General features: G+C 71.1%; 18 protein-coding genes, 1 tRNA gene and 1 pseudogene. 11 read left to right on the top strand and 9 right to left on the bottom strand.

Features of this window, described 5'->3' with window-relative positions; translation table 11 throughout:
- Positions 1-17: 17 nt before the first annotated feature.
- Positions 18-509, bottom strand: coding sequence for a DNA starvation/stationary phase protection protein (locus SCK26_RS06435; protein WP_318200285.1), 492 nt, complete (start codon positions 507-509; stop codon positions 18-20).
- A gap of 433 nt (positions 510-942) precedes the next feature.
- A complete protein-coding gene (locus SCK26_RS06430) occupies positions 943-1,752 on the bottom strand; it encodes a lysophospholipase (protein ID WP_318200284.1) in 810 nt (269 codons plus the stop codon).
- Between the two features lie 140 nt (positions 1,753-1,892).
- On the opposite strand from SCK26_RS06430, the gene SCK26_RS06425 reads away from it, so the two are divergent.
- From SCK26_RS06425 to SCK26_RS06410, 4 genes are all read left to right on the top strand, one after another.
- Positions 1,893-3,080: a thiolase family protein gene (locus SCK26_RS06425; RefSeq protein ID WP_318200283.1), complete on the top strand. Its 1,188-nt coding sequence runs from the start codon at positions 1,893-1,895 to the stop codon at positions 3,078-3,080.
- Positions 3,081-3,154: 74 nt separating this feature from the next.
- Positions 3,155-4,666 (top strand): long-chain fatty acid--CoA ligase, encoded by a 1,512-nt coding sequence (locus tag SCK26_RS06420; protein WP_318200282.1) that lies wholly within the window; start codon positions 3,155-3,157, stop codon positions 4,664-4,666.
- A gap of 285 nt (positions 4,667-4,951) precedes the next feature.
- A complete protein-coding gene (locus SCK26_RS06415) occupies positions 4,952-5,725 on the top strand; it encodes a sulfite exporter TauE/SafE family protein (protein ID WP_318200281.1) in 774 nt (257 codons plus the stop codon).
- 101 nt (positions 5,726-5,826) lie between these two features.
- On the top strand, positions 5,827-6,606 hold the full coding sequence (locus SCK26_RS06410; protein ID WP_318200280.1) for a cobalt-precorrin-6A reductase: 780 nt from the start codon (positions 5,827-5,829) through the stop codon (positions 6,604-6,606).
- 71 nt (positions 6,607-6,677) lie between these two features.
- On the opposite strand, the gene cobF is transcribed toward SCK26_RS06410, so the two are convergent.
- Both cobF and SCK26_RS06400 read right to left on the bottom strand, forming a co-directional pair.
- The gene (gene cobF / locus SCK26_RS06405) at positions 6,678-7,451 is read right to left on the bottom strand and encodes a precorrin-6A synthase (deacetylating) (protein ID WP_318200279.1); all 774 of its coding nucleotides are present in this window, start codon (positions 7,449-7,451) and stop codon (positions 6,678-6,680) included.
- Positions 7,452-7,543: 92 nt separating this feature from the next.
- Positions 7,544-8,050 carry a DUF309 domain-containing protein gene (locus SCK26_RS06400; RefSeq protein ID WP_318200278.1) on the bottom strand — a complete coding sequence of 169 codons (507 nt, stop codon included), beginning with the start codon at positions 8,048-8,050 and terminating at the stop codon, positions 7,544-7,546.
- Positions 8,051-8,210: 160 nt separating this feature from the next.
- Between SCK26_RS06400 and SCK26_RS06395 the strand changes: the two genes are divergently transcribed.
- A tRNA-Pro gene (locus SCK26_RS06395) sits at positions 8,211-8,284 on the top strand.
- 90 nt (positions 8,285-8,374) lie between these two features.
- On the opposite strand, the gene SCK26_RS06390 is transcribed toward SCK26_RS06395, so the two are convergent.
- Positions 8,375-8,560: a hypothetical protein gene (locus tag SCK26_RS06390; RefSeq protein WP_318200277.1), complete on the bottom strand. Its 186-nt coding sequence runs from the start codon at positions 8,558-8,560 to the stop codon at positions 8,375-8,377.
- Positions 8,561-9,051: 491 nt separating this feature from the next.
- Here SCK26_RS06390 and SCK26_RS06385 point away from each other — a divergent pair, with 491 nt between their 5' ends.
- Positions 9,052-9,408 carry a DUF4333 domain-containing protein gene (locus tag SCK26_RS06385; RefSeq protein WP_318200276.1) on the top strand — a complete coding sequence of 119 codons (357 nt, stop codon included), beginning with the start codon at positions 9,052-9,054 and terminating at the stop codon, positions 9,406-9,408.
- Between the two features lie 827 nt (positions 9,409-10,235).
- Here the strand turns inward: SCK26_RS06385 and SCK26_RS06380 are convergent.
- Entirely contained in the window at positions 10,236-10,817 is a 582-nt protein-coding gene (locus tag SCK26_RS06380; RefSeq protein WP_318200275.1) for a sigma-70 family RNA polymerase sigma factor, read from the bottom strand.
- A 906-nt stretch (positions 10,818-11,723) separates the two neighbouring features.
- On the opposite strand from SCK26_RS06380, the pseudogene SCK26_RS06375 reads away from it, so the two are divergent.
- Positions 11,724-12,561, top strand: a pseudogene (locus SCK26_RS06375) (alpha/beta fold hydrolase).
- Positions 12,562-12,817: 256 nt separating this feature from the next.
- Positions 12,818-13,651, top strand: coding sequence for an alpha/beta hydrolase (locus SCK26_RS06370; protein ID WP_318200274.1), 834 nt, complete (start codon positions 12,818-12,820; stop codon positions 13,649-13,651).
- Positions 13,652-13,890: 239 nt separating this feature from the next.
- Here SCK26_RS06370 and SCK26_RS06365 read toward each other — a convergent pair whose 3' ends face one another.
- The gene (locus SCK26_RS06365; RefSeq protein ID WP_318200273.1) at positions 13,891-17,013 is read right to left on the bottom strand and encodes an AfsR/SARP family transcriptional regulator; all 3,123 of its coding nucleotides are present in this window, start codon (positions 17,011-17,013) and stop codon (positions 13,891-13,893) included.
- A 502-nt stretch (positions 17,014-17,515) separates the two neighbouring features.
- Between SCK26_RS06365 and SCK26_RS06360 the strand changes: the two genes are divergently transcribed.
- Positions 17,516-18,664, top strand: coding sequence for a serine hydrolase domain-containing protein (locus SCK26_RS06360; RefSeq protein ID WP_318200272.1), 1,149 nt, complete (start codon positions 17,516-17,518; stop codon positions 18,662-18,664).
- Positions 18,665-19,220: 556 nt separating this feature from the next.
- Entirely contained in the window at positions 19,221-19,892 is a 672-nt protein-coding gene (locus tag SCK26_RS06355; RefSeq protein ID WP_318200271.1) for a tyrosine-type recombinase/integrase, read from the top strand.
- Here SCK26_RS06355 and SCK26_RS06350 read toward each other — a convergent pair.
- Both SCK26_RS06350 and SCK26_RS06345 read right to left on the bottom strand, forming a co-directional pair.
- Positions 19,831-21,024, bottom strand: a complete 1,194-nt coding sequence (locus SCK26_RS06350) for an acyl-CoA dehydrogenase family protein (protein WP_318200270.1) — start codon at positions 21,022-21,024, stop codon at positions 19,831-19,833. The genes SCK26_RS06355 and SCK26_RS06350 overlap by 62 nt on opposite strands.
- Positions 21,025-21,046: 22 nt before the next feature.
- Complete coding sequence (locus SCK26_RS06345; RefSeq protein WP_318200269.1) at positions 21,047-22,603, bottom strand: class I adenylate-forming enzyme family protein; 1,557 nt, start codon at positions 22,601-22,603, stop codon at positions 21,047-21,049.
- Positions 22,604-22,764: 161 nt separating this feature from the next.
- Between SCK26_RS06345 and SCK26_RS06340 the strand changes: the two genes are divergently transcribed.
- Positions 22,765-23,412, top strand: a complete 648-nt coding sequence (locus tag SCK26_RS06340) for a helix-turn-helix domain-containing protein (protein WP_318200268.1) — start codon at positions 22,765-22,767, stop codon at positions 23,410-23,412.
- Positions 23,413-23,448 lie beyond the last annotated feature (36 nt).

The raw sequence follows: 23,448 nt of genomic DNA, 5'->3' as shown, positions 1-23,448 counted from the left end.
GCCGTCGGGCTCCGGGATCAGCCGGCGTCCGTGTCGCGGGGGTGGTTCTCCGCCTCGAACATCCAGCGCTGCTTCTCCAGATCGGCGGTGATGGTGATGAGCAGGTCCTGGCTGACCGGGTCGGCCTTCTCGGTCGCCGCGATCCGCTCCCGCAGCCGTCCGATGGCCGCCTCCAGCGAGGACACCATCAGCTCCACGACCTCGGTGTCGCGCAGCCAGCCGTCCTTGGTGCCGGGCAGCGCGAAGGTGGCGGCGATGGTCTCCGGCCGGCCGTCCGGCGACACGCCCAGCGCGGCGGCCCGTTCGGCCACCGTGTCGGAGTGGGCGCGGGCCGTGGCGACCACCTCGTCCAGCTGGAGGTGGATCGACCGGAACCGCGGGCCCACGATGTTCCAGTGCGCCTGCTTGCCGACCAGTGACAGCCCGAGCAGATCGACCAGGGTGTCCTGCAGGGCGGTACCGGTGACGCCGAGCGCGTCCTCGGACAGAGTGCTCTTGACCACGGTCATGATGCGCTGGTCCCCTTTCCTCAACTTTCCTCAGCCATGTCCGAAAGGGCGGGTGCCCCCGGCACACGCAGACAAACCGGCTGATCAGCGGGGGCGGCATCCGCTGAGGGGCGCGGGGTGGCGAGGGCATGCCGGGGATGCGGCGACGTCGGGTCACCGGCGGGCGAGGCACTCGGGGTGCGGGAGCGCACGCGGATCGATCGGTGGGCGCGGCGGCCGGTCGCGGGAGCGTCGGCTGATCGGTGGAGGCTCGGGCGATGGTGCCGGCCGGACGGTGGGGCGGCCTCGGCTGTGCGGCGGAGGCGGTGCTCGGTGTGTGGCGGGCTCGGTCCGTCGGCTGAGGTGGCGCCCCGGCATACGGCAGCGCCTGCCCTGTCGGCGTGGCAGCCTCGGCTGGGGAGGGCAGGCGCCGGCGCGTGGCAGGCTCGGTCGGTCAGAGGGGGAGTACTCGGTCCAGGAAGCGGAGCAGCTCCGTGTGGGCCGTCGTACGGTCCGTCTCGTGGAACACCTCGTGCCGTGCCCCGGGGAAGATCCGCTCGGTCAGCCGGCCGCCGCTCAGCCGCTCCACTCCGGGCCGGCTCCCGGACAGCGGCACCAGCCGGTCGTCGTCGCCGTGCAGCCACAGCAACGGCAGCCGGCCCACGTCACCGCCCCGGGCGACGGTCTCCAGGGTGCGGGCGAACGCCCGGAGCGTCGGCCGCTTCATGGGCCCGTGCCAGACCAGCGGATCGGCCGCGTAGGCGGCGCCCACGGCCGGGTCCCGGGACAGCGCGGAAGGGCTGACCGGCGTGTCCGGGATCTCCTCCAGGGCCAGCAGCCGCCCCGGCAGCTCCCAGGCGCCGATCACCGGCGCGGACAGCACCAGCGCGCTCAGCCCGTCGCCGTACCGCTGGGCGTAGCGGGCCGCGATCAGCCCGCCCATCGAGTGGCCCGCCAGGACCAGCGGCAGACCGGGATGCGCGGCCCGGGCGAGGTCCGCGACGGCGTGCACATCGGTGACCACGTCCTCGAAGTCCTCGATCAGCACCCGCTCCCCGGCCGACCGGCCGTGGCCGGTGTGGTCGGGCCCGTAGACGGCGGCCCCGTACCCGGTGAGCACGCCGGCCAGTTCCTCGTACCGGCCGATGTGCTCGCCGTACCCGTGCACCAGGAGCGCCAGCAGGCGGGGCTCCGGGTGCGGCCACTCGCGTACGGCGAGGGCTCCGCGCGTGCCGTCGAGGACGTGCTCGCGGACGTGGTGCATGTCTCCTCCCGTTCCCGCCGGCGAAGCCCCGGGGGGAGCTTCCCAGCGGGGCGGCCGGAGGTCTATAGTCCAAAACTAGCAGTGCTAATTAATGCTGCACAGGTCCGTGATCCACAATGTCGTAGGTCAGGAGTCCCGCCGTGCGTCCCGTCCATTTCGCGATCGCCCGCCGCACCCCCATCGGCAAGGTGCGAGGTGCCCTCTCCTCGGTCCGCCCCGACGATCTGGCAGCGACCGTGATCCGCCACCTGGTGGCCGACGTGCCCGCGCTCGACCCGGCCCGCGTCGACGACGTGTACTGGGGCGCCGCCAACCAGGCCGGCGAGGACAACCGGAACGTCGCCCGCATGGCCGCCCTGCTCGCCGGCCTGCCCGACTCCGTGCCCGGCGCCACCGTCAACCGGCTGTGCGCCTCCGGACTCGAAGCGGTCACCGCCGCCGCCCGCACCATCGCCGCGGGCGAGGCCGACATCGTGATCGCCGGCGGCTCCGAGTCGATGAGCCGCGCCCCGTTCGTGCTGCCCCGGCCCGACGAGGCCCTGCCGCACCGCATGGAGACCCACGACACCCGGCTCGGCTGGCGCCTGGTCAACCCCGCCATGAAGGAGCTGCACGGCCTGCTCTCCATGGGCGAGACCGCCGAGGAGGTCGCCGCTCGCCTCGGCATCTCCCGTGCCCGCCAGGACGAGTTCGCCCTGCGTAGCCACCAACTCGCCGCCGCCGCCCGCAAGAACGGCCACTTCGACGACGAACTCCTGCCCGTGGAGCGCCCGGACGGCGTCACCGTCGAGCACGACGAGTGCGTCCGCGAGGACACCTCGCTGGAGAAGCTGGCCCGTCTCAAGCCGGCCTTCCGTGCGGGCGGCACCGTCACGGCCGGGAACGCCTCGCCGATGAACGACGGCGCCGCCGGTCTGCTGCTGGTCAGCGAAGAGGCCCTGAACGAACTGGGCCTGGAGTCCCTCGGCCGGTATGTCGCGGGCGCCTCCGCGGGCGTCCACCCCGACGTGATGGGCCTCGGCCCGGTCCCCGCCACCCGCAAGGTGCTCACCCGGGCCGGCTGGGAGACCGGCGACATCGAGGAGGCCGAGCTGAACGAGGCGTTCGCCGCCCAGGCCCTCGCCTGCGTCGACCAACTGGGCCTCGACCCCGACCTGGTGAACCCCACCGGCGGTGCCATCGCCCTCGGCCACCCCCTCGGCTGCTCCGGCGCCCGCATCCTCACCACCCTGCTGCACCGCATGCGGCGCACGGGCGCCCGGCGCGGCCTCGCGACCATGTGCGTGGGCGTGGGGCAGGGCACCGCGATGCTGGTCGAGCGAGACTGAGCCGACGTCAACGGGGGCTCCCCGCACGGGGATCCGGTAGCACGAGCCGCAGCAAGGAAACGGAGCAGCACTCCATGGCAACCCTGTCCGTCGCCGCCATACTCGCCGAGAACGCCCGGCGCCGCCCCCGCAAGACCGCCTTGGTCGAGGGCGAACTGCGGCTCACCTTCGCCGAGGTGTGGCGGCGGGCGCTCGCCCGGGCGGGCGCGCTCACCGGCCTCGGCGTACGGCCCGGCGACCGGATCGCCCTCATGGCCCCCAACACCGCCGAGTTCCCGGTCGCCTACTACGCGATCGCCGCGGCGGGCGGTGTCGTCGTCCCGGTCCACCTGCTGCTGTCGGCCGACGAGGTCCAGCACGTGCTGAAGGACAGCGGGGCCACCGTGCTGCTCGTCCACCCGGCGCAGGCCGTAACCGGCCGGGCCGCGGCCGAGGCGGTCGGCGTCCGAGTGGTCACGCTGGGCGAGGAGCTGGACAAGCTGGCGGCCGACGCCGAGCCGCTGCCCTCCTACGTCACCCGCGCCGCCGACGATCCCGCGGTGGTCTTCTACACCAGCGGTACGACCGGTGTCCCCAAGGGCGCCGTCCTCAGCCACTTCAACCTGGTGATGAACGCGACCGTCAACGCCTTCGACGCCCACGACATCCGCGCCGACGACATCGCCCTCGGCGCACTGCCGCTGTTCCACGCCTTCGGCCAGACCGTCTCGCTGAACTCCACCTGGCGGGCCGGCGCCACACTCGTGCTGCTGCCCCGCTTCGACGCGGCCCGGGCCATCGAGCTGATGGTGCGGGAGGATGTGAACACCTTCCACGGCGTGCCCACCATGTTCGTGGCCCTCGCCGCGGCGGCCGCCGACGCCGAACGGCTTCCCGGACTGCGGGTGTGCATCTCCGGCGGGGCCTCGCTCCCGGTCGCGGTACTGGAGCGGTTCGAGGCCGCGTTCGGGACGGAGGTCTACGAGGGCTACGGACTGTCGGAGACCTCGCCGGCCGCCACCGTCAACCAGCCGGTGTTCGGCACCAGGCCCGGCACCATCGGGCACCCGCTGTGGGGCGTCGACGCGGAGATCGCCCGCGCCGAGGCGGAGGACCGGATCGAGCTGCTGCCGCCCGGCGAGCTGGGCGAGGTCGTCATCCGCGGCCACAACGTCTTCTCCGGCTACCTGGGCCGTCCCGAGGCCACCGCCGAGGCCCTGGTGGACGGCTGGTTCCGCACCGGCGACCTCGGTGTCAAGGACGACGAGGGCTTCCTGCGGATCGTCGACCGCAAGAAGGACGTCATCATCCGCGGCGGCTACAACGTCTACCCGCGCGAGGTCGAGGAGGTCCTGATGCGGCACCCGGACATCGCCCAGGTCGCCGTCATCGGCCTGCCCGACGAACTGCACGGCGAGGAGATCTGCGCCGTCGCCGTCCCGGCCCCCGGCACCACACCGGACGCCGCCGCCCTCACCGAGTGGTCCAAGCAGCACCTCGGCCGGCACAAGTACCCGCGCCGCGTGGAGTTCACGGACACCCTGCCGCTCGGACCGAGCATGAAGGTGCTCAAGCGGGAGCTGCGGGCGCGGTACACGGGACGGTGACGTAGGGCGGCACGGGGGCCGGGGGAGAGGGGCCGGCCGTACGGCGGATGCCGTGAGCGGTGCCGGCGTCGGGCCGGTGGGTGCCACGACGTGTGCCGTGGCCGGAGACGGAGACCACAACCGGTGCCGAGGTCGGGGCCGGGATCGGGTCGGAGGCCGGGGCCCGGGCGCGTCGCGCGGGCCGGGCCCGTATCCGGCGGGGCGGGCGAACCGGCGGCGTCATGGACCGGCCCGCGAGACGGTGCTTACGCGAGGCCGATGCGTGCGCATAGCATCGGTCCCCGCATGAACACGATGACGCTCTGGCACATATCAGGCTGGGAGTTCGCCGCGCTCGCCTTCGCGGCCCTGCTCGTCGGCTTCTCCAAGACCGCGGTCAGCGGGGCCAACACGGTCAGCCTCGCGATCTTCGCGGCGATCCTGCCCGCCCGCGCCTCCACCGGCATCCTGCTGCCCCTCCTGATCGCCGGGGACGTGCTCGCCGTCCTCACCTACCGGCGGCACGCGCACTGGCCCACGCTGTGGCGGCTGTTCCCGGCCGTGGCGGCGGGCGTGGTGGCCGGCACGCTGTTCCTGGTGTGGGCCGGCGACGGGATGGTACGGGTCTCGATCGGCGCGATCCTCCTGCTGATGGCCGGGGTGACGGTGTGGCGCCGACGGACGGCCGAGACCCCGCCCGCGCCGGAGGCGGTGACGACCCGGGCGGGCCGGATGAAGGCCCACTCCTACGGTGTGCTCGGCGGGTTCACCACTATGGTCGCCAACGCGGCCGGGCCGGTGATGTCGCTGTACCTGCTCTCCGCGGGCTTCCGCAAGCTCGGCTTCCTCGGCACCTCCGCCTTCTTCTTCCTCATCGTGAACGTCTCGAAGGTGCCGTTCAGCGTGGGCCTGGGCCTGATCGACGGGCGGTCACTGCTCCTTGACGCCGCGCTCGTGGCGTTCGTCGTGCCCGGTGCGCTGATCGGCAAACGGGCTGTGAACCGGATCAACCAGCGACTCTTCGAACAACTTGTGATCGCGGCGACGATCGTGGGCGGCGTGCAACTGCTCCTGCACTAGGCCTTCCACCGCCCCTGCCCCAGCCCCGGCAGCCCCGGAACGTCCGCGACCGTGACGACCCGGCCGGCCGGCCGCCGCCCGGCGCCTCGTACGCTCGCACCATGTCCGCGCATGTGCTGATCCTCGGCGGCACCACCGAGGCCCGCCGCCTCGCCGCCGACCTCGCCGCCCGGCCCGGTATCCGGGTCACCACCTCGCTCGCCGGCCGGGTCACCCGCCCCGGGGCGCTGCCCGGCGAGGTGCGCGTCGGCGGCTTCGGCGGGCCGGAGGGCCTGGCCGGCTGGCTGCGCGAGCACCGGGTGGACGCCCTGGTGGACGCCACCCACCCCTTCGCCGAGACGATCACCGCCCACGCGGCCCGAGCGGCGCGCGCCACCGGAGTCCCCGCGGTCGTCCTGCGCCGTCCCGGCTGGCGGCCGGGCCCCGGCGACCGCTGGTACGACGTGGCGTCCCTCGCCGAGGCCGCCGAGGCACTGCCCGGTCTCGGCAGCCGGGTGTTCCTCAGCACCGGACGCCTCGGCCTCGCCGCCTTCGCCTCCCTGACCGGCCTGCGCTTCCTCGTCCGCTCGGTGGAGCCGCCCGAGCCGCCGCTGCCGCCGGACACCCGGGTGATCCTGGCCCGCGGCCCGTTCACGGTCCCCGACGAGACGGAACTCCTGCGCGCCCACCGGATCGACGTCCTGGTCACCAAGGACAGCGGGGGCCGGGCCACGGCGGCGAAACTCACGGCCGCGCGCGAGCTGGGCCTGCCCGTGATCGTCGTACGCCGCCCGCCGCTGCCGGACGGCGTCAGGGCCGTCCCCGACGTGGCGGGCGTCCTGGACCGACTGGGCCTCGGGACGGACGCGGCGAACGGCACGTCCGGCGGACCGGACGTCTGACGGACACGTCGCGGGGGCCACGCCGCTCGGCCACCGACCCGGTCGTCGGCGCGGCATCGCCTCCGCGCGGATCAGTCCTCCGCCGGATGCCTGCGCAGCAGATACGTGTCCATGATCCAGCCCTTGCGTTCCCGGGCCTCGGCGCGCAGCCGCTCGATGCGCGGGCCGGCCTCGGCGATCGGGCCGGAGACGAGGATCTCGTCCGGTGTGCCTATGTAGGCGCCCCAGTAGATGTCCATGTCCTCCTCGGCGTACCGCCGGAAGGCCTGGTGCGCGTCCAGCATCACGACCACGTCGTCCACCCCCTCCGGGAAGCCCTCGGCCAGCCGCCGCCCCGTGGTGATCTGCACCGGCCGGGCGACCCGGTTCAGCCCCGTGCGGTGCCGGGCGACCAGGGCGGAGACACTGCTGACGCCGGGGACCACGTCGTACGCGAACTCCACCGCGCCCCGCTCCAGCACCTCCTGGAGGATGCCCAGCGTGCTGTCGTAGAGCGCGGGGTCCCCCCACACCAGGAACGCGCCGGTGCCGTCCTCGTCCAGCTCGCCGGCGATCAGCCGCTCGTAGATCCCGGCGCGGGCGTTGCGCCAGTCCTCTACGGCCGGGGAGTAGGCGGAGCCGCCCGCCGAGCGGTCCCGCTCCGGGTCACGGGCCTCCACCACGCGGTAGGACCCGGCCGGCAGATGCGCGTCCAGCATGTCCCGGCGGAGCTGGGTCAGATCGCTCTTCACCTCGCCCTTGTCGAGGAGGAAGAACACGTCCGTGCTCCGCAGCGCCTTGACCGCCTGCAGGGTCAGCTGGTCGGGGTCGCCCGCGCCGATACCGATGACATGAATCTTTCGCACGCCCCGAGTCTGCCGCATGCCACTGACAATGCGTCCACCGCCTCCGCACGGGCAGCGACGACGCCTCCGCCCGCGCCCGTCGAGCGCTCCGGTCAGGGGCCCAGGCGGGGTGCCTCGGCGCGTGCGTCGACCGGTGCGCAGCCGCGCTCCACCCGCCCCGCCAGCTCCCGCGCCCACCGGGCGAGCCCGGGCAGGTCGAGCCCGTAGGGCCGGTCTTCACCGCGCGTGACCGCCCACTCCCCGACCGCGCCGGCGCCCCGCCGCAGCAGCCGGGCCCCGCCCACGGCGTTCCCGCGGGCCGCGTGGGTGAGCCCCACGGCCAGCTGGGCGAGCCCCCGCCAGAGCGGGCGTTCCTCCGGCGGGCCGGACTTCCAGGCGTCCTCGAACACCTCGTGCGCGTGGAAGGGCCGCCCGGCGGCCAGCAGTGCCTGCGCCTCGCCGACGGTCTCCTCCGGCGCCCGCAGCACCCCCTCCGGCTGCCGGGGCACACCCTCGGCGCCGTACGGCAGCGGGCGCCCCAGCCCGTCCCGGGGCCGCGCGTTCCGGGCCCGCCCGACCGCGTCCCGGTCCCGGGCATCCGATGCCCCCACGTTCGTCATACCGCCGATTGTCCCCCGCCGCGTCCCCGACCGCGCGCCACCCCTTTTCCCGCTTTGCCCCCTCTTGTCCATTGCCCCGTCCGCCCGTCTTCGGTGCACCCGCCGGTGTGGGGTAAAGTGCTGTCCGCACGATCACGCGGGACACCGCGCGCTGGTGCGACGGGACGTGGCGCAGCTTGGTAGCGCACTTGACTGGGGGTCAAGGGGTCGCAGGTTCAAATCCTGTCGTCCCGACTCGTGAGAGTCGCAGGTCAGGGCCGGTTTCGGAGACATCCGAGACCGGCTCTCGGCCGTTTTTGGGGACCAGTGCTCCCTTGACCGGTGTCAGCGGGTCATGACGACCGGGCCCCGGGAGGCATCCACTCGCCAGTTGTCGGCGTCAGGCGAGGCGAGCCATTCCTGCAGGCAGGAGCCGTGCAGCAGCCACGGCCCGCGGCCACCGGCGGTGATGGGCGAACGCGCCAGCCGAACCGAGGCGTAGAAGCGGTAGACGAACGGGATCGTGGCCACGCCCGTTGTGCGGGGTGTCAGGCGCACGTTGGGCAGGCGGTGCGGGTCCAGTGAGTGGCTCTGGTGCGCTCGGAGCGTCCGGTCTGCAGGCGTGGGCGGCCCCCGCCGCTCCTGGTGGGAGTGGCGGGGCCCCGGTGTGGATGGTGTCACCGGTGGTGAGCGCCCCGCTTCCTGGCAGGGCGACGGTCTGGCCCGAGGCAGGCTGTTGTCGTAGGTGCCCGTGCCGGGCTTTGGCAATGTGATCGTCACGCCGTCCGCCGTGACGGTCTTGTTGCTCTGCCATCCCGCTGTGCTCGTCATCCGTTAGGCCGACGGGCAGGGTATGCACGCCCTGCTTGCGCGTCAGCAGATGACCAGTGGAGTCCTTGGCGATCATGTGTACGGGGACGATTGCGCGACGGCCGTAGGCCGTCCCCATAGGAATGTCCACAGGCTCCAGCCGTATATGCTCTCCGGGTCTTCATGCCCTGACCAGCCGACCGGAGCGCACGATGTCCACAGCCCGGAAGACCGCAGGCATTTCGATTCTCACGGCCGTCGCGGCCGGCGCGCTGCTCCTGGGTTGCTCGACTTCCGTCGAGGTCAAGAAGTCCACGCCGCCGAAGCTGTCCGCGGAGAAGCTCTCCAGCACCCTGTCCCAGAAGCTCGCCGACGCCACGGGGCAGCCGAAACCGCACGTCTCCTGCCCCAAGGACCTCGTCGGCAAGGTGGGTACCACCTCGCGCTGCACGCTCACGGCGGACGACGGCAGCACCCTGGGCGTGACGGTCAAGGTAACCTCTGTCAGCGGAGACCAGATCCACTATGATTTCAAGGCCGATGACAAGGCGTCTCCGGCGTCGAGCTGACGCGGTGTGCTACAGGGCGGAGAGGACGTATCGCTCGCGGTCGGTCAGTCCGGAGCCGTCCGCCGGTGATCACCGCAGCGCGCACCTGATGGCCCGGTTCGGCTCGTCGGCTCGTGCGCGGCTGCACGTCTCCGTCACGGCCCCTCTTCTTCTTCGGCCGCGCGCCGGTCGGCCGCAGCCCTGAACGCGACTGCCCGCCGCACTTATCGCCGAGGCCGGCCGCCCCGCACCTGACGAGTCATCCTCAGCCGCGTCCCCAGCCGCACCCCCGGACGCGTCGTGAGTCGTGGGCCGTGAGTGCGCGACCATCACGTCCTTGGCCACGTAACTCCCCAGTTGTACCTGGTCCGTTGGGCACGTTCCTAGTAGGCGCTATGGTACGAGCAGATCATGGCAACGGGGGCGCCCGCCGCATCGGCGCCGCAACAGTGGCAGCCACAGGAGGCGAGGCAGATGGCCTGACAAGGTTGGACGCGTGCTGTCGGGCGAGATGACCGCCGGTGCCGGGTAGGTGGACCCGGGCGGGAGTGCCCGACGCGTTCAAGCACCCTTGTCGGACGTGCGCACTCTCCGGGTTCCTCCGACCGCGTTCGGCATCATCTGAAACGGCGACCCGTTGGTTACGATCCGTATCCGACATGCCGGCCTGCCGGGTACGGCAGTGGCGCGACGACAGCCGTGTGCGGTGGACGAGACATGGTTCCCGACGGACGGGCCGTCCCGACCCGAGCGACCGCCGGGGCTGCGGCAGCCAGCGCCCTCGAACGCGAGCGGACGGATACACGAAAGGGCCGGGAGCAAGCCGGCATCACCCCTCCGTGCCGCGACTACATGCCGAGCACGTCTTGCCTCTCCAATGCCTCGCGCAGGGCCCGCACGGCGTAGAAGGCGCGGCTCTTGACCGTGCCGGGCGGGATGCGGAGGTGCTCGGCCGCCTGGGCCACGCTGCACTCCAGGGAGTACATGAGACGGATCACGGTCCGGTGCTGCTCCTTCAGCTCCCGCAGCGCCTCCCGCACCGCATGAGAGGTGATCGTGGACTCCGTGGCGTCCCAGGAGGTGTTCAGGTCCTCGACCGCCATCAGGTCCAGTGGCCGGACCTGCCGGGCCCGGTGATGGTCGATGACCAGGTTCCTGACCACGGTGAACAGCCACGGCCGGATGTGTTCGCTGCGGGTGCTCAAGAACCGTGCGTGTTTCCAGGCGCGCGCCGTGGTCTCCTGGAGGATGTCCTCCGCTCTGTGCCAGTCACCGTCCAGCAGCCGCGCGGCGTACCGGACGAGCAGAGGACCGTACTGCTCGTAGATGTCTCGTACGAAGGCGTCGTAGTCGGTGTCCGAAGCGACGTGCCGGGCGTGTGCCCGAGTCGGAGCGAGGGTGGCCGTCCCCGCCTTCATGGTCCCGTTCATGGGTGGTGCCCGATTCTGCTCGAGTGTTCCGTGGCGTGCTCTCCCGCTCGCGCGGGGGAGTGGCTCAACACTCGGCGGGACCCCTTTGCGGAACCTTGTCGTCTCCTTGTCGCGCCGCTTGCCGGTCCATGCCGCCGGCTCTCGGCACGTCGTCGTGTCCGTCAAGGATGTGCTCTGCGGCACCGGCGAGGCGCAGAAAAGCGTAGGCGCGGAAGGGAGTGCGTCAGACCTGGACCCGGTGCCTGCCGCCACGACCGCTGCCCTCGGTGACTCCTACGCCGCAGGAACGGCCTTGCCCGGCAGACGGGCACGAAGTCCATGCGCTCTATGGGCAGTTACCCGGCGTGGACCGCCGGGACGCTCCGGCCGCGGAGATCGGGACATGGGCGCCGAACCTGTACCCGCGGAATGGCTGTCGCGGCAGGCCGGCGACAGGCGATGCCGGCATGGGGCTGACGGGCCGAGGGCCGGCCGGCCCACTTTCCGGTCGCCGTCGCGACGTGCGGCAGGGCTACGGCCGGAGGTCCTCGCATGCCCGGGCACGGACACTCCTCGCTCTGCGGAGTTCCCCCTCATGTCCGCTCAGGCCGGAACGGACGCCGAGGTCACCACCGTCCCGGTGAACCGCAGTGCGGGATTGTTCGTAGGAAGCAGTGACGTCCGGGCGCATGAAAGCCCTGACCGGATGTCAGCCCTGTCGGCTGTTGTGGCGGCAGCCGGCAGGGCCGCTCAGGCCCCGGAGCCGTCACCATCCGATCAATCAGGACTGGGCCCTCACCACTTTCAGTTACGCGCAAATCAGTTGGGTGCAATTTGACGTGGTGCTGTGTTTCTCGTCGGAGCCGGTTCGCCTTGCCGGCCCCGCCCCCCTCAGGGCGACAGCCCTCACACAGAAGGACATCGAAGATGCGTATTACCCGACCGACCAGACCCGCCCGTCTGGTCACCCTGCTCGGCGTCGCGGCCGTGGGCCTTTCCGTCACGGCCATCACCCTGCCGGGCACGGCCGGCGCGACACCCCGCCGGCCGGTCCGGCCGACGATCGTGCTGGAGCACGGGGGCGTTCGCCGACGCTTCCAGCTGGGACGGGGTGGTTGAGCGGCTGCAGCGCGCCGGCTACCCGGTGGTGGCCGCCGCCAACCCCCTGCGCGGCCCGGCCACCGACGCCGCCTACCTGCGCAGCGTCGTCGAGCACATCGACGGCCCGGTGGTCCTGGTCGGCCATTCTTACGGAGGCACCGTCATCAGCCAGGCCGCCACGGGTCTGGAGGGAAAGGTCAAAGCGCTCGTCTACATCGCCGCGTTCCTGCCCGACACGGGCGAGAACTCGCTGGGCCTGACGAACAAGTTTCCCGGCAGCACCCTCGGCCAGGTCATCGCTCCGGTGAACTACACGCTTCCTGACGGAGCCTCCGGCGCCGACGTCTTCATCAAGCCGGACAAGTTCCACCAGCAGTTCGCCGCGGACGTCCCCGCGGACAAGGCAAGGCTCATGGCCACCGGGCAGCGTCCGATCGCCGCCGCCGCGCTGGAGGAGAACTCCACCCGTGCCGCCTGGAAGACGATTCCCTCCTGGTCGCTGGTCACCACCGAGGACCGGAACATCCCCGTGGCGGCCCAGCGCTTCATGTCGGCCCGGGCACACGCCCGTACGACTGAGATCGACGCCTCGCACGCGGTGTCCGTCTCGCGCCCCGACGCCGTCGCCCGCATCGTGGAGAAGGCGGCTCGTACGGTCCGCTGACCGGGACCTGCCGATCCAGGCACAGGAGTCGTTCCGGGCGGGCGCGATCCATGCTCGAGAGGTCACTGATGCTCCTTGCCTTCCGGCCGCGTCAGTGATTCCTTTTCGGTCAGACCGTGAACCGCGCCCGCCCCGCCACCGTTTCCAGGATGGCAGACGCGACGCCGGCCGACCGAGGCCGCGGCCTGCACTGACCGCCGACCACATCCGAGTCACCACCTCGCACCACAACCCACATCGAGAGGCAGCGCCAACCATGCCGTTCATCACCGTCGGCCAGGAGAACTCCACCACCATCGACCTCTACTACGAGGACCACGGCACCGGGCAGCCGGTCGTGCTGATACACGGCTACCCTCTCGACGGCCACTCCTGGGAGAAGCAGGCCGCGGCCCTGCTCGAGGCCGGCCACCGGGTCATCACCTACGACCGGCGCGGATTCGGCCGCTCCAGCCAGCCCACCACCGGCTACGACTACGACACCTTCGCCGCCGACCTGAACACCGTCATGGAGACCCTCGACCTCCGCGACGCCGTCCTCGTCGGGTTCTCCATGGGAACCGGCGAAGTCGGTCGCTACCTCGGCACCTACGGCTCGGCCCGGGTCGCCAAGGCCGCCTTCCTCGCCTCGCTGGAGCCGTTCCTGCTCAAGACCGACGACAACCCCGACGGTGTCGACGGGAGCGTCTTCGAGGGCATCAAGCAGGCCGTCACCGCCGACCGGTACGCCTACTTCAGCGCGTTCTACCAGGACTTCTACAACCTGGACGAGAACCTCGGCACCCGGATCAGCGAGGAGGCCGTCCGCAACAGCTGGAACGTGGCCGCCGGCGCGTCCTGGTACGCCTCGCTGGCCTGCGTCTCCACGTGGACCACCGACTTCCGTGCCGACATCCGGAAGATCGACGTGCCGGCACTGATCCTGCACGGCACCGCCGACCGCATCCTGCCCATCGAAGCCACCGGCGAACTCTTCCGCAAGGCGCTTCCGCAGGCCGACTACGTCGTCGTCGAGGGCGCACCGCACGGCCTGCTGTGGACCCACGCCCAGGAGGTCACCGACGCCCTCCTCGCCTTCCTCGCCAAGTAGGGCGGCCGGAGGGCCGGCACCTCTCACGGGCCGGACGGCGACCCGCACGCGTCCCGTCACCGTTCGACGGTGGCGGGGCGCCGTCTCCGTACGCCCGACGCAGCCGGAGAAGAAGGACGCACCGCGGTGGACACCGCGCCGGCGGCGACGACCGTGCTCCCCGGACGCTCCCTCGCGGCAGCGCAACCGTTCGGGAGGAGGAAAGGGCGGCCCTTTGCTGAACCACCCTTGTCGGAGTCCTAGCCCACAGGATGGCCACTTCTCGGGGCCGGGAGCTTATGGCTGTGACTGGCGGCCGCTCGCTGCGGCACGGTGGGTATGGGGTCCGCGTCCATGTCCAGAGCGGTGAGCCGGTCACGGACCTGCTGGGCGCTGTGGGACATGGCGCGTTCGTCGGCGCTTCCGAGGGCGTGGACCCAGTTCGCCCGCGCGCCTTCCCGGTCACCCAGGGCCAGCCGGGTGTCGCCCAGCCTCATCAGTGAGCCGATGGCGTTCCTGTGGTCACCCAACTCCTCGAACGCCTGTGTCGCCCGCTGATAGGTAGCGACCGATTCCTCGTAACGGCCGAGCATGCGGAGGGTGTAACCCAGGATGTCCCAGGCCTGGGCCAGCTGCCACGGCGCGCCCAGGCGCTGGAACAAGGCGATGCCCTCCTCGCTGTACAGGAGGCTCTTCTCGAGGTGCCCGAGGTTGGAGTGGAACCAGGCGAGTTCGGTGAGGCACTCGGCCAGCCACAACTCCTCACCTGTCTCACGGGACAGCTCCAGTCCCCTTTCGGAACACGTCACGGCCTCCTGGATCCGGCCGAACAGGAACAGCGCACACGCCGTGACGTAGTGGGCTCGGGCCTGTTCACCGGTTGCGTCGAGCTCTTCGAAGATCGTGGTGGCGCGTCGCAGGTGGTGAAGGGCTTGCTCCTGGTGGCCGAGATAGCCGTGTATGTGGCCGAGGTGGCGCAGGCAACGGCCTTCTTCCAGGCGGTTGTTCCGGCGCCGGGCCACTTCGAGGGCGGGGGTCAGCGCGGTGATGGCTTCCGGCCAGAATTCCTGGCGGTTGAGATGGTCCATGAGGGACCAGGCCAGCCCGGTGGTGTGGTGGTCCAGCCGCTGAGCGACGGCGGTGTGGAGCAGGCCGGTCAGCACCCGGTGTTCGGCGGTCAGCCATCGGGTGGCCTGCCCGACGGTGCCGAGGCTCTCCGCGGTGACGCCCGGGCCGGGTGCACCGAGGTCGAGGTCGGGCGATGTGTCCTGCTTGAGGAGCTGGTTCGCCTCGTGGGCCGTGAACATGTAGTGGTCCAGGATCCGGAGGGTGGCGTGGTGGCGTTCCTGGACGGTGTCGTGGGCGTGGACGAGTTCGGTGGCGTAGCCGCGCAGCAGGTCGTGCAGGCTGTAGCGGCCGGGCAGCGGTTGTTCCACGAGGCAGGAGCCGACCAGGCCGGCGAGGGCGCGGCGGGTTCGGGCGAGGGGGAGGCCGGCGAGGCTCGCGGCGGCGGGGGCGGTGATGTGGGGGCCGGGATGCAGGGCCAGGAGGCGCAGGAGCCGGGCGGTGGGCTCGTCCAGGGACCGGTAGGACCAGGAGAAGACGGCGCGTACGTCGGTGGTGGAGTCGAAGCCGGTGAAGGCGTCCAGGCCCTCGGTGTCCCGCAGGTCGTCGACGATGGCGTGAAGGGGGAAGGACGGATCCAGTTCGGCGCGGGCGGCGACCACCGCCATGGCCAGCGGAAGCCGTCCGCACAGGCGGATGATGTCGGCCGTGGCGGCGGGCTCGGCGGCCAGTCGTTCGGTGCCCAGGCGTCGCTCGAGGGCTTGGTGGGCTTCCGCCTGTGAGGGCAGAGGGAGGGTGAGGGCCCGGGCGCCGTCGGTGGTGATCAGTCCGGGAAGCTGGTTGCGGCTGGTGATCAGTGTGAGGCAGCCCGTTCCCCCGGGGAGCAGAGGGCGTACTTGTCGCTCGTCGCGGGCGTTGTCCAGGACGAGGAGGACCTGCCGGTCGGCGAGGAGGCTGCGGAAGAGCGTGCTGCGGCCCGGGGTGTCCTCCGGGATGCGCTGGGCGGGAACGCCGAAGGCCGTCAGGAAGCCGTGCAGGGCGTTGCCGGGTTCGACGGCGGGTGCGTGGGGATGGAAACCGCACAGGTCGACGAAAAGCTGTCCGTCGGGGAAAGAGGAGGCTATGCGGTGGGCGTGGTGGACGGCGAAGGTGGTCTTGCCGACCCCGGGAGCCCCACTGATGACGACGGCAGAGGCAGCGGTCGTCGCGGACCGGGCCGGCACATCGCTCACGGCCGACAGCCACGCTCCCTCGGCCTCTCGTCCCGCGAAAACCGTCAGGCTGCGCGGCAGTTGTGCCGGACGCGTCCGGGGCGGCGGCGTGGTTCCCTCGACATCCGAGGCCGGGTCGCGACTCGCTTCGGAACGTTCGGCGGCGTCGGACGGTTCGTCCTCGGCCGGACCCACGGACGCGTCCGCCTCGTCCGCCTCCGGCGTTCCGGACGTGCTCGGCCCGAGCGGATCGTGCCCGTGGCCGGTACTCCCGCCGGATACGGACGCCGCGCCGAACCTGTTCAGCTCATCGGCCGGGCGGAGCGGTGGCAGATCGTGGTGGAGGATGCCGTGGTGCAGCGCGCGCAGGGTCGGGCCGGGTTCGAGGCCGAGTTCCTCGGCGAGGTGCCGGCGCAGGCCGGTATAGCGCTCAAGCGCCTCGGCGTGCCGGCCGGCCAGGTACAAGGCGCGCAGCAGCAGGACCCAGCCGGTTTCCCGCAGAGGATGCTCCGCGGTCATCTCCTGCGCCGCGTCCAGGGCCTCGACGATCCGTCCTTGCAGGAGCAGGGCACCGGCGCGGATCTCACGGGTGGTCTGGCGCAGTTCTTCCAGGCGGGCCGCCTCGTTGACGGCGAAAAGGTGGTGCGCGGCGTCGGCGAACGCGGGGCCGCGCCACATCTCCAGCGCTGTTCGCGCCTCTTCCTCGACGCGTTCGGGCCGGCCCTGGTCCATGAACCGGTGCGCCCGGGCAAGGGCCCGCTCGAAGCGCACGGTGTCACGGCTCTCGGGCGGCACCCGCAGGGCATAGCCCAGGGGCTCGGTGACCAGAACCTCGAAGGCGCCCTTCCGGCGCAGGTGCCGGGGTTCCAGGACCGCGCGTACCTTGCTGACATGGGCGTGCAGGGAGCCCATCGCTCCGCCCGGTGTCCGTCCCGGCTGTTGCGGCCACAGTTCCTCGCACAGCGTCTGCGGAGTGACCGCCCGGCCGTCGGCGAGCAGCAGGCGGATCAGCAGCAGCCGCTGTCGGCGCCGGCCCGGATCGAGTACCGCCCCCGCCCGCCGTATCACCAGCGGACCCAGCAGTCCGAAGTCGAGATCCTGTCCCACGTCTGTCACCGTACTCATCCAGAATCCCGCTCGACGGCGTCACCATCGGAAGCACATACATGATCATGATCAGCGGACGTGTGGGCAACCCGCTCCCGCTGTGACGAGAACCGGGTCCGCGCGATCCTCGTCGTGGTGACCTGACCGCCCAGATGGGGCGGGCGCAGGTGATCGGAGCGGCGAGAACCCCATCGTCCGCCTCCCGCATCCCGACAGGACACTAGCAGGACGCCGATCGGCGTGATGACTTCGGAGGCGGCCGTGCGCTGGACGGCTTCCCCGTCCAGGCGGGACCCGGTCCGTGGAGTGCCGCACACGATGCGCCTCTACGCGGTGGTGCTTCGAGCGCTTGACCAAGATGGACCTGTCACGGACCACCGCACGCACGTCCTGACAGAGGCGCTTCTGGGCAGACGCCCCTCACCTGCGACGACTCGTGAACCAGCGCGACGTCCGCTCCGTTGAGTGAGCGAACGGTCGTCGTCAGGAGTGGAGAGAAGACATGGTCCATGTCGAAGGAACGAGCACCGACCGGTTCGAACCGGTCCGAGCGGCGCTGGCAGCGCACCTGGAGTCGGGCGAAGAGCTGGGGGCGTCGATCGCCGTGGATGTCGACGGAATCATGGAAGTCGACCTGTGGGGCGGGCATGCCGACGAAGCGCGAACCGTCCCGTGGCACCGGGACACAGTGGTCAACCTCTGGTCGACCACCAAGACCCTGAGCAGTCTGGCGGCCCTCGTCCTCGTCGACAGGGGGGCACTGGACCTCTACCGCCCGGTCGCGCACTACTGGCCTGAATTCGCCGCCCAGGGCAAGCAGGACATCGAGGTGCGGCATGTTCTGGCGCACACTTCGGGGCTGTCCGGCTGGCAGCAGCCGTTCACCATGGACGATCTGTACGACTGGCCTACCGCCAGCGCCCGGCTGGCCGCGCAGGCGCCCTGGTGGGAGCCGGGCAGCGCCTCGGGCTATCACGTGCAGACTCAGGGACAGCTCGTGGGAGAACTCGTCCGGCGGGTCAGCGGCCGTACCCTGACCGAGTTCGTCGACACAGAGATCGCCGAACCGGCGCAGGCCGACGTCCAGATCGGCGCGCGGCAGGCCGACTGGCCGCGCATCGCCGAGCTGGTGGCCCCGTCGCAGCTCTCCGGAATACCCGCCGGCCTCGATCCCGAGGGTATCTTCAGCAAGACCTTGCTCGGAAGCCCCGCCAGAGACGAGCATGTCGACACTCCGCAGTGGCGCCGTGCCGAACTCGGAGCCGTCAACGGACACGGCAACGCACGAGGCATGGCCCGCGCCCTCTCCGTGATCTCACGACGCGGCCGGGTGAACGGCCTCCGGCTCCTCTCCGAGGAAACGACGGAGAAGGTCCTCGACGTACAGGCAGACGGAGTCGACCTGTTCCTGGGCGTCCCCGTGCGCTGGGGCATCGGCTTCGCACTCGCCGATGCGAGGACGATGCCGCACATGCCCACCGGAAGGATCTGCTTCTGGGTCGGCCGGGGCGGCTCGATCGTCATGATGGACCTCGACCGGCGCGTCACTTTCTCGTACACGATGAACCGGCTGGGCGACGGAATCCTCGGCTCGGAGCGCACCCATGACTACATCAGGCATGTCTACAAAGTCCTGGACTCCACCGACTGACGGTCGGCCGCTCCGCCCCGGCGACCAGGACCGAGAGTTCCCGCGGGCGGAGACGTGCCCTACCGGTTCGGCTCGCGCGGCAGGGCGCAGTTCCCGGGCCGGTCCCTCGGCACGGTGCTCCGGTTTCAGGGCGGGGCCGTCGAAACGGTGGTTGATCAGGCGATCTCCTGGTTTCGTAGGTGCGGCGGGCTGCCGGGGACATCGAGCCGCTCGCCCAGTCACCACCTTTACCGGCCCACAGCCCCCCGAGCCAGCCTGGCCGCTGTCCAGGCGCGATCCCGGCCGACGGGGCCTTCAGCGTGCCCTGCAACTGCTCGGCCAGGCCCGGCCAGCCCGGCTCCGGACCCCGGGCCGGAAGGGTACCGGCCCAGTGGAGCAGGACGTCGTCTATCCCTGGGACGCCGGAACCCAGATCCTCCCGGTATCTGGAGGAGTTCATCGCCAGCAGGTCGGTCGTTTCCCCGCGCAACCACCGCTGACCTCGTGCTGTCAGCCTGTCCCTCATCCCCGAACAAAGGAGTGGTACCGCGTACCTGCGCAAGTTGACGTCAGGCAAGTGGCAGCCGACCGTACGCAACGGAGCGGAGACCGGTTCAGCGAGAGCTTCCCGCTCAAGGCCCGGGCCCGTGCCTGGGGTATCGAGAGGGCCTACAACCTGACGTCCTCCATCATGCGGGCGGCCGTCGACGACGACGTCATCGCGGTGAGTTTGTGCCGCAGCATCGACCTGCCCCCGATCGCCGTCAAGCCGTCGCAGTGGTTCACGCTCGACCAGGCGCAGAGCATTCTGGACGAACTCCCCACCGCGTGCAAGACGATGTGCCTGCTCGGCTTCTACACCGGGCTGCGCTGGGGCGAACTCTCCGGTCTGCACTGCCACCGCATCGACCGGCGCCGCTCGCGCCTGTTCGTGGTGGAGGTCAACACCGAGAGCGGCATCAAGGAGTACCCCAAGAGCTCCAAGAGCCGCCGCGAGGTCCCGCTCCCGCCTCACGTCCTGGAGGCGCTCGAACGCCACATCCACCGGCTCGACCGTGACGCGCTGGTCTTCACCACCATCACCAAGGGCCGGCCCGGCCGCCACCTCGACGACGGCAACTGGCGCCGCCAGACCCGGTGGCCGGTCGACGCCGCCTGCTCGGGCCGGATGGCACGGCCGGCTGAGGTCAGTGCTGGAAGGCCAGGAGCTTGGCGATGCCGTTGCGCTGGATCTCGGACGTGCCGGTGAGCACCCGGAACATGCGGATCTTGCGGAAGAGGTACTCGATCTCGTTGCCCTGGGTCAGGCCGTCCTTGCCGTGGATCTGTACGGCCTCGTCGAGGATGCGGAAGGCGGACTCGGCGACGAACAGCTTGCACATGAACGCCTCCGCGGGCACCTCACGCCCCTCGTCCAGCGCCGCCAGCGCGGCGTACGTCATGGAGCGGGCGGCGTAGAAGTCGGTGGCCATGTCGGCGACCTTGTGCTGGATGGCCTGGAGCATGAGCAGGGGCTTGCCGGAGACCTGGCGGGTGCGGGTGCGGTCCAGGGTCAGCTGCAGGGCGCGGCGGGTGGCGCCGAGCACGGTCGGGCAGTGCAGCAGGCGGTTGGTGGTGACCCTGCCGAGTGCGATGCGCATGCCGTTGCCCTCCTCGCCCAGGAGGTTGGCGGCGGGAACGTGGCAGTCCTCCAGGACGATGTCGCTCTCGATGTGCTCGCCGGACATCGGTGTCGCCCCGTCCTCGACCCGGCAGCCGGGGCTTTCCAGGTCCACGAGGAAGGCGGAGAACCTCGGTTTCTCGCCCTCTTTCTCGCCGGTGCCGGCCATGCGGGTCACCACGATCGCGAAGTCGGCGAAGGGGCCGGCGGAGGAGAAGACCTTGTGTCCGGTCAGCCGGTAGCCGTCGCCGTCGCGTACGGCGACGGTGCGCATGGAGCGGACGTCGGAGCCGGCGTCGGTCTCGGTGAGGGAGAAGCAGCAGGCCCGCTCGCCCCGGATGAGCGGGAGCAGGTACGTGTCCAGCTGGTGTGCGGTGGCGTGCTGGAGGATGTCACCGGCCCGTAGTGGACCGCCCATGTCGCCGAGCACACTGTGCGCGAGGACGCGCCCGCTCGCGCCGATTTCCTCTTTCAGCGCGGCGAGTTGGGAGTAGCTGAGGTTCTGTCCGCCGTATTCCTCGGGCAGGTGGATGCCGTAGAAGCCGAGTTCGCGGCTGCGGCGCCAGACCGGTACGAGGTCGGCGCGGGTGAGGCGGGTGGCCGGGGTGATGCCGTGCTCGCGCTCGTGGTCGGCGAGTTCGCCGTCGAGGTAGTCGCGCAGACGGTCCACCAGTTCGGCGGTTCGTGCGTCGGCGTAGGTGGGGCGCAGGGAAAATGTCACCGGTAAGTCCTTCGTGGAGTGGTCAGTTGACGCGGCGGGCGGTGCCCGCCCAGAACGGCTCGCGCACCGCCTTGCGGTCGAGCTTGCCGTTGCGGTTGTGGGGGAGTTCGGTGACGAAGTCGACGGAGCGGGGCTTCTTGAGGCGGTCGAGTCGGCCGGCGCAGAAGGCGATCAGGTCCTCGGCGGTGACGGTCGTGTCCGGGCGGCGTACCACGACCGCCTTCACGGCCTCGCCCCACCGCTCGTCCGGAATACCGACGACACACACCTCCTGGACGGCGGGGTGTTCGTAGAGGGCGGCCTCCACCTCGGTGCAATAGATGTTGAAGCCGCCCGAGATGATCATGTCCTTCTTGCGGTCGACCAGGAACAGATAACCGTCCTCCCGCATCCACGCGAGGTCTCCTGTGTGGACCCAGCCCTCACGGAAGGTCTCCGCGGACAGCCGGGGTTCCTTCCAGTACTCGCGCACACAGTCGGGCCCGCGCACGATGACCTCCCCGATCTCGCGGGGCCCCAGCTCGCGGCCCGCCTCGTCCACGACGCGTATCTCGGTGTCGTAGGCGGCACGTCCGCAGGACTGGAGCAATTCCGGATCCTCCTTCACCGCGCGGGCGATCTCCTCGCCGCTCAGGGCCGCGACCACGCTGGTGGTCTCGCCGAGCCCGTAGCCCTGGGCGACGACCGGGCCGAAGAACTCCACCGCTTCGCGCAGCCGTCGGGGTGAGATGGGTGCGCCGCCGACGCGCACGCTCGTCAAGGAGGACAGGTCATAGCGCTCGGCTCCGGGGTGGGCGAGGACCATGTTCACCATGGCGGGCACCAGGAAGGTGGCGGTGATGCGCTCCTTCTCCACCGTCTCCAGGAAGCCCCCGGGGCTCCAGGTGGGCAGGACATACGTCGTGGAGCCGCCGAACACTCCCGCCAGCAGGCCCATCCCGGTGGCGTGGGTGATGGGGCCGCAGGCCAGGTAACGGGTGCCGGGACGGGGACGGGACTCGTCGGCCATCAGCAGCTTGCGCATGTTGGCCAGGCGGTTGCCGACCGTCTGCACCGCGGCCTTCAGCGCTCCGGTGGAACCGGAGGTGAAGTTCAGGACGCAGGGCTGCGACTCGTCGACCTCGACACGGAACGCAGTCTCCGCGCCCTCGGCCAGCAGGGCGTCGTACGGGACACCGTCCGCCCCTTCCGTGTCCAGCGGGACGGGCAGGCAGCCGGTGCCGGCTGAGGTGATCGCGGCGAGGGCGTCCTCGCGATGGGCCGCGTCGAAGACCAGGGCGCGGACGGGGGCGTAGCGCAGGATGTGCTCGATCTCGCCGCGTCCGAGGCGGGCGTTGATCGGGGCCCGTGTCAATCCTGCCTTGTACAGAGCGAATTCGACCTCCACCAGCTCGCCGCGGTTCCACGCGAGCGAGGCCACGGCGTCACCGGGGCGCAGGCCACGGGCGGCCAGGGCGGAGGCCAGGCGGTCGGTCGAGCGGTCGAGTTCGGTGAAGGTCCAGGAGCGGTCCGCGCAGACGAGTGCAGGGGCGTCGGGCCAGTAGCGGGCGCTGCGGGACAAGTAGGTGCCGAGGTTCATGAAGACCTCTCCGAGGCGTGTGTCGGGAGACGACGGCAGTCTGTGGCCTTCCACTGCCGGACTGGCTGATCAATGTCATACAGACTGTTCAGTAACTGTTCGCATGTCAAGGCTCTCCTACACTGGGCGCGCACCGAGGCGCGAGGATCGAGGAGGGCTCCATGGCCGAGGACAGACGGACCAGACGGTCGAGGCGCGCGCTGGGGGCGGCCCTGGTGGAACTCGTTCTGGAACGTGGCTTCACCGCGCTGACCGTGGAGGACATCACCGAGCGCGCGGACGTGGCCCGGGCGACCTTCTACGCCCACTTCCGGGACAAGGAGGACTTGTTCGCCCGGGTGACGGCCGACCTGCTGACGGAACTTGGCGAGCGGCTGGCCCCGGCCGTCGCCGACAGCGCGGTCGGCTTCACCGGAAAGCCGGTCCTGGAGATGCTGCGGCACGCGCGCGAGGAACGCGACCTGTACCGGATCGTGCTGCGCGGTGAGGGGGACGGCAAGCCCCTGCGGATGTTCGTCGACGCCTGCGCGCGCGCCACCGCGGAAGAGTTCCGGGCGCGCGCGGAGCGCAACGCCGTCAAGCCGCGCATCGACCCGGAGCTGCTCGCCCGGGTGTGGGTGGGGGAGCAGCTGGCGGTACTGCGCTGGTGGGTCGAGCAGGACGCACCGTCCCTGCCCGCGGAGGAGGTCGTGCGCATGCTGCTCGACCTCGCGATGCGCGGCCGCTACTGGGCCAGCGGCTTCGAGTCGCCGGCCTGGGCGGCGGGACCGGGCGCCTTGGGGCCGGGGGGAGTGTCCGCGCCGGGGTGATTCAGGGGGGCGGGGTCCGGTCGTCCGGGGTGGAGG

Source organism: Streptomyces sp. SCL15-4, assembly GCF_033366695.1.
Classification (GTDB): domain Bacteria; phylum Actinomycetota; class Actinomycetes; order Streptomycetales; family Streptomycetaceae; genus Streptomyces.
The sequence above is the reverse complement of the archived record's forward strand: the minus strand, read 5'-3'. Positions and strand labels throughout refer to the sequence as shown.

What these genes read in the sequence shown, in the direction of transcription:
- SCK26_RS06360 (WP_318200272.1), top strand. Translation starts at nt 17,516, where the DNA reads ATGGTCCATGTCGAAGGAACGAGCACCGACCGGTTCGAACCGGTCCGA.
- SCK26_RS06430 (WP_318200284.1), bottom strand. Translation starts at nt 1,752, where the DNA reads ATGCACCACGTCCGCGAGCACGTCCTCGACGGCACGCGCGGAGCCCTC.
- SCK26_RS06345 (WP_318200269.1), bottom strand. Translation starts at nt 22,603, where the DNA reads ATGAACCTCGGCACCTACTTGTCCCGCAGCGCCCGCTACTGGCCCGAC.
- SCK26_RS06385 (WP_318200276.1), top strand. Translation starts at nt 9,052, where the DNA reads ATGTCCACAGCCCGGAAGACCGCAGGCATTTCGATTCTCACGGCCGTC.
- SCK26_RS06410 (WP_318200280.1), top strand. Translation starts at nt 5,827, where the DNA reads ATGTCCGCGCATGTGCTGATCCTCGGCGGCACCACCGAGGCCCGCCGC.
- SCK26_RS06435 (WP_318200285.1), bottom strand. Translation starts at nt 509, where the DNA reads ATGACCGTGGTCAAGAGCACTCTGTCCGAGGACGCGCTCGGCGTCACC.
- SCK26_RS06380 (WP_318200275.1), bottom strand. Translation starts at nt 10,817, where the DNA reads ATGAACGGGACCATGAAGGCGGGGACGGCCACCCTCGCTCCGACTCGG.
- SCK26_RS06415 (WP_318200281.1), top strand. Translation starts at nt 4,952, where the DNA reads ATGAACACGATGACGCTCTGGCACATATCAGGCTGGGAGTTCGCCGCG.
- SCK26_RS06400 (WP_318200278.1), bottom strand. Translation starts at nt 8,050, where the DNA reads ATGACGAACGTGGGGGCATCGGATGCCCGGGACCGGGACGCGGTCGGG.
- SCK26_RS06420 (WP_318200282.1), top strand. Translation starts at nt 3,155, where the DNA reads ATGGCAACCCTGTCCGTCGCCGCCATACTCGCCGAGAACGCCCGGCGC.
- SCK26_RS06370 (WP_318200274.1), top strand. Translation starts at nt 12,818, where the DNA reads ATGCCGTTCATCACCGTCGGCCAGGAGAACTCCACCACCATCGACCTC.
- SCK26_RS06340 (WP_318200268.1), top strand. Translation starts at nt 22,765, where the DNA reads ATGGCCGAGGACAGACGGACCAGACGGTCGAGGCGCGCGCTGGGGGCG.